2 protein-coding genes are annotated in these 5,732 nt (G+C 74.1%); both read left to right on the plus strand.

Going from position 1 to position 5,732, the window contains the following annotated elements; genetic code table 11:
- Positions 1–4,136, plus strand: a 4,136-nt coding sequence (locus ADK60_RS45775; RefSeq protein ID WP_199839698.1) for a non-ribosomal peptide synthetase, incomplete at its 5' end; no start/stop codon positions are given.
- Positions 4,133–5,732: condensation domain-containing protein (locus tag ADK60_RS19260; protein WP_159400492.1), on the plus strand; the 1,600-nt coding region annotated here is incomplete at its 3' end. The genes ADK60_RS45775 and ADK60_RS19260, both read left to right, overlap by 4 nt.

The following is a 5,732-nucleotide window of genomic DNA, read 5'->3' on the forward strand; positions in this document are numbered from 1 at the left end:
CCCTCCAACCCACCCACCCCGCCTACGTCATCTACACCTCCGGCTCCACCGGCACCCCCAAGGGCGTCACGATCCCCCATCAAAACGTGGTGCGCCTCTTCGGCGCGGCGGAGGAGTTCGGCGCCGACGACGTGTGGACCCTCTTCCACTCGTACGCCTTCGACTTCTCGGTCTGGGAGCTCTGGGGCGCGCTGCTGCACGGCGGGCGGCTCGTCGTCGTCCCGGCCGACGTCACCCGCTCTCCGGTGGACTTCCTGAAGCTGCTGGTCGCCGAACGGGTGACGGTGCTCAACCAGACCCCGTCGGCCTTCTACCAACTCCTCCAGGCGGACCGCGCCCACCCGGAGCTCGGTGCGCAACTGGCCCTGCGCCGGGTCGTCTTCGGCGGCGAGGCCCTCGATCCTGGGCGGCTGGCCGACTGGTACCAGCGCCACGCCGACGACGCGCCGGTGCTTGTGAACATGTACGGCATCACCGAGACGACCGTGCACGTCACCCACGGGGCACTCGACCGCGAAGCCGCGGCCGCCGCGACCGGCAGCAGCCCGATCGGCCGGGAACTCGCCGACCTCCGGTGTCACGTCCTCGACGGTCTCCTCCAGCCGCTGCCGGCTGGCGCGGTCGGCGAACTCTACGTCTCCGGCGCGGGCCTCGCCCGAGGCTACCTGGGACGGCCGGGACTGACCGGCCAGCGGTTCGTGGCCTGCCCGTTCGGCCCCGCGGGCACCCGGATGTACCGCACCGGCGACCTCGCGCGCCGACGTGAGGACGGGAGCCTCGAGTTCCTCGGACGCGCCGACGCCCAGGTGAAGGTGCGCGGTTTCCGGATCGAGCTCGGGGAGATCGAGTCCGTCCTCGCCCGGCACGAGGGCGTCGCCCAGGCCGCCGTGGTCGTGCGGGAGGACCGACCGGGCGACAAGCGACTGGTGGCCTACCTCGTCGCGGCCGACCGGACCGCCCCGGCCGAACAGGCCGCCCCTGACCCGGCGGAACCGGCGGAACAGGAGCAGGTCGACGACTGGCGCGGCGTCTACGACCTGCTCTACACGGACTCCGCCGAGCCCTTCGGCGAGGACTTCTCGGGCTGGGACAGCACCTACGACGGCCGGCCGATCCCCCTGGAGCAGATGCGCGAGTGGCGGGACGCGACCGTCGCCCGGATCGCGGAACTGCGACCGCGCCGGATCCTGGAGATCGGCGTCGGCAGCGGCCTGCTCCTCTCCCGGCTGGCGCCGCAGTGCGAGGCCTACTGGGGCGTCGACGTCTCGGCCCCGGTGATCGACCGGCTGCGCCGGCAGGTGGCCGACGCCGGGCTGGCCGACCGCGTCGAACTGCGCTGCCAGGCCGCCGACGCGGTCGACGGACTGCCCGTCGGACACTTCGACACCATCGTCGTCAACTCGGTCGCCCAGTACTTCCCGAACGGCCACTACCTGGAGCGGGTCCTGCGGCAGGCCCTGGACCTGCTGGCCCCCGGAGGACGTGTCTTCCTGGGGGACGTCCGGGACCTGCGGCTGCTGCGCGGACTGCACACCGGCGTCGTCCTCCGCCGCGGCTCCGCCGGGAGCCGGGACGCCGCCGCGGTGCGCGCGGCGGTCGAGCGGGCCGTCTCCCTGGAGAAGGAACTGCTCGTCGCCCCGGAGTTCTTCACCGCGTTCGCCTCCGCCGCCGAACAGGTCGCCGCGGTCGACGTACGACTGAAGCGCGCCCGCCACCACAACGAGCTGAGCCGCTACCGGTACGACGCCGTGCTGCACAAGGCCCCGGTACGGACCACGGACCTCGCCTCCGTCCCACAGGTGCGGTGGGGCCAGGACCTCGAGGGGCCGGAGGCCCTCGCCGCTCTGCTCGCCGAGCAACGGCCGCCCCGGCTCCGGGTGGTGGGCGTGCCGAACGCCCGCGTGGCCGGCGAGTTCGCCGCGGCGCGCGTCCTGGCGGGCGGCGGCACGGTCGCGACCGCGCTGGAGCGGCTCGCCGACACCGGCATCGACCCTGAGGACCTCCACGCCGTGGGCCGGAACGCCGGCTACCGGACGGCGGCGAGCTGGACCGGCGGGGACCCCGACGGCGGCTTCGACCTGGTACTGGTCGACCCCCGGGCCGAGGACCACGACGACACCGCGGCGTACGACGGGGTGTTCACCGCCGAGCCCGGGGCGGGCGAGGCGCCCGGCGCCTTCGTCAACGACCCAGCGGCGTCCCGGGCATCCGGCCCCACGGCCGGAGCACTGCGCCGCTACGCCGCCGAACACCTGCCGGACTTCATGGTCCCGCTGGTCGTCCTGGTGGACGAGCTGCCGCTGACCCTCAACGGCAAGCTGGACCGCGCCGCGCTGCCCCGGCCCGGTCTCGCGGGCGACGGCTCCGCCCGGGCCCCGCGGACGCCCCGGGAGGAACTCCTCTGCGGCCTGTTCGCCGAGGCGCTCAACCTCCCGGCGGTGGGCGCCGACGACTCCTTCTTCGACCTCGGCGGCGACAGCATCATCGCCTTCCAGCTGGTCGCTCGGGCCCGTCAGGCAGGCCTGGCCATCACCCCGCGCGACCTGTTCGCCCACCCCACGGCCGCGGAACTCGCCGCCGTCCCGGGGCCGGACCCGGACGCCGTCGAGGCAGAGGAGGCCGGCTCGGGGGTGGGACCGGTGCCGATCACCCCGATCGTCGGATGGCTGCGGGAGCGCGGCGGATCGATCGACTCGTTCAACCAGTCGGTCGTGGTCCGGGTCCCGGCCGGGCTGGGGCTCGAACGGCTGACGGCCGCGCTCCAGGTCGTGCTCGACCGGCACGACATGCTCCGGTCCCGGCTCACCGCCACGGACGGCACCTGGCAGTGGGAGGTGGCTCCCCCCGGTGCGGTCCCGGCCGGGCCGTGCGTCGAGCGGGTCGACGTCACGGGATCCGACGAGCCGGCGCTGCGCTCGGTCGTCACCGAGCGGGCGGCGGCCGCCGCGGACCGACTGTCGCCGGAGTCCAGGGCGATGGTCCGGGCGGTCTGGTTCGACCACGGCCCCGGGCACCCCGGCGAGCTGCTGCTGGTCCTGCACCACTTGGTCGTGGACGGCGTGTCCTGGCGGGTCCTGCTGCCGGACCTCGCCGCCGCCTGGACCGCGGACGGGCAGCCGGTCGCTCCGACGCCCACCGGCACCTCCTTCCGGCGCTGGGCCCACCGGCTGGTGGCAGCCGCCGCCGATCCCGCCAGGGACGGCGAACTGCCGCTCTGGACCGGGATCCTGGAGACCCCCGACCCGCTCCTCGGCGACCGCCCGCTGGACCCGCGCCGGGACACCACGGCCGGACTGCGGCACCTCACGCTCACCCTCCCGCCCGACTGCGCCGAACCGCTGCTGACCACCGTGCCGGCCGCCTTCCACGGCCGGGTCAACGACGTGCTGCTCACCGGGCTCGCCCTCGCCGTCGCGCACTGGCGCGACGACCGCGACGCCCGCAGCGCGGGTGGTGCCGTCCTGGTCGACCTGGAGGGGCACGGCCGGGAGGAGGAACTCGCCCCCGGCGTGGACCTCTCCCGCACCGTGGGGTGGTTCACCGCCCTCTTCCCCGTCGCCCTGGACGCCGGACCGGCCGAGTGGCAGGAGGTGTGCGCTGGCGGACCGGCCGCGGGCCGGGCCGTCAAGCGGGTCAAGGAACAACTGCGCTCGATCCCCGGCAACGGCCTCGGCTACGGGATGCTGCGCTACCTGAACCCGCGCACCGCCGAGGCGCTGGCGGCACTGCCCACCCCGCAGATCGCGTTCAACTACCTCGGCCGGTTCGCCGCCGACGAGGACCGGGACTGGACGATCCGGCACGACAGCGCCGTCGCGGGCGGCGGCCCGGCCGCCGGCCGGGGCCCCGGGATGCCGGCGGCGCACGGTCTGGAGGTCAACGCGGTCGCCTGGGACCTGCCGGATGGCCCGCACCTGAGCGCCACCTGGTCCTGGCCCGACGGCTGGCTGACCGAGACGGCCATACGGGAGCTGGCCGAAGGGTGGTTCCTGGCGCTCAAGGGTCTCGTGGCGCACGCGGAACAGCCCGACGCCGGTGGTCGCACCCCCTCCGACCTGCCGCTCGTCTCGTTGAGCCAGAGCGAACTCGACCTGCTGGAAGCCAGCCTGGACCTCGAATGGGGTGCATCGGAATGACCAAGTCCCGCGTGGAGGACGTGCTCCCGCTGACACCGCTCCAAGAGGGACTGCTGTTCCACTCCCTCTTCGACGGACGGGCGCCCGACGTCTACACCGTCCAGCTCGGCGTCGACCTCGATGGCACGGTGGCCCCGGCGGCGATGCGCGCCGCCGCCCGCGCGCTCATCCGCCGCAACCCCGCGCTGCGGGCCGCGTTCCGGCACGAAGGGGTCCGCCGACCGGTCCAGGTCATCGCCCGGGAGGTGGAGGCACCGTTCCGCGAGGTCGACCTCCGCGCCTTCGAGGAGGAGGAACGCGAGGCACGGCTGAACCGGCTGCTGACCGACGAGCGCTCGCGCCGGTTCGACCTGACCCGGCCGCCGCTGTTCCGCCTGCTGCTCGTCCATCTCGGCGAGCGGAGCAGCCGACTCGTCCTGACGAACCATCACATACTGCTGGACGGCTGGTCCATGCCGCTATTGCTGGCCGAGCTGTTCGCCCTCTACGAGCGGTCCGGCGACGATTCCGGGCTGCCGGCGGCCGTCCCGCACCGGGCACACCTGCAGTGGCTGGCCGACCGGGACCAGGCCGCGGCACGCCGGGCCTGGTCCGAGGCCCTGGCGGGGTTCGAGGAGCCGACGCTGCTCGCGCCGGACACGAGCGGGGGCACGACCGGCGGTGCGGCCGGCGGCGCGAGCGCCCTGCCCGAGCAGGTCCGGGCCGAGCTCCGGCCCGGGCTCACCGACGCGCTGTCCGCCCTCGCCCGTCGCCTGGGCGTCACGGTGAACACCGTGATCCAGGGCGCCTGGGGCCTGCTGCTGAGCCGGCTGACCGGGCGCCGCGACGCGGTGTTCGGCGCCACCGCCTCCGGGCGGTCACCCGAGCTTCCGGGTGCCGACCGGATGATCGGGCTGTTCATCAACACCCTCCCGGTGCGGGTACGTTGGTGTCCGGAGGAGTCGGTCGCCGAGGTGCTGAACCGCCTCCAGGAGGAACAGTCCCGGCTGCTGCCCCATCAGCATATCGGGCTGACCGAGCTCCAACTCCCCACCGCCTCGGGGAACCTGTTCGACACCATCGTGGTCTTCGAGAACTACCCGCTGGACCGTTCGGTGCTGAACGCCGTCCACGGGGACGTGCGCCTCACCGGGGCCGAGATCACCGATGCCACCCACTACCCGCTCGCCCTCTTCGTCATCCCCGGGTCCCGGTTCCTGCTGCGGCTCGACCACCAGCCGGCCCTCATCGACCCGGCGACCGCCGACCGCCTGCTGAAGCGGTTGGTGGGCCTGCTCGAAGCCATCGTCGAGAACCCCGACCAGCCGGTGGGACGCCTCGACGTCCTCACCCCCGAGGAACGCCACGACCTCCTGGCCGGCTGGAACGACACCTCGCTGCCGGTGGCGGAAGCCCTCGTACCCGAGCTGTTCGAGGCGCAGGTCGCGCGCACCCCCGACGCCACCGCCCTCGTCTGCGACGACACCGTCCTCAGCTACGCCGAACTCAACACCCGCCCCAACCGCCTCGCCCACCTGCTCATCGAACACGGCGCCGGACCGGAACAACTCATCGCCCTCGCCCTGCCGCGCTCCGCCGACCTCGTCGCCGCCGTCA

This window comes from Streptomyces sp. XY431, assembly GCF_001279805.1.
Taxonomy (GTDB): Bacteria; Actinomycetota; Actinomycetes; order Streptomycetales; family Streptomycetaceae; genus Kitasatospora; species Kitasatospora purpeofusca.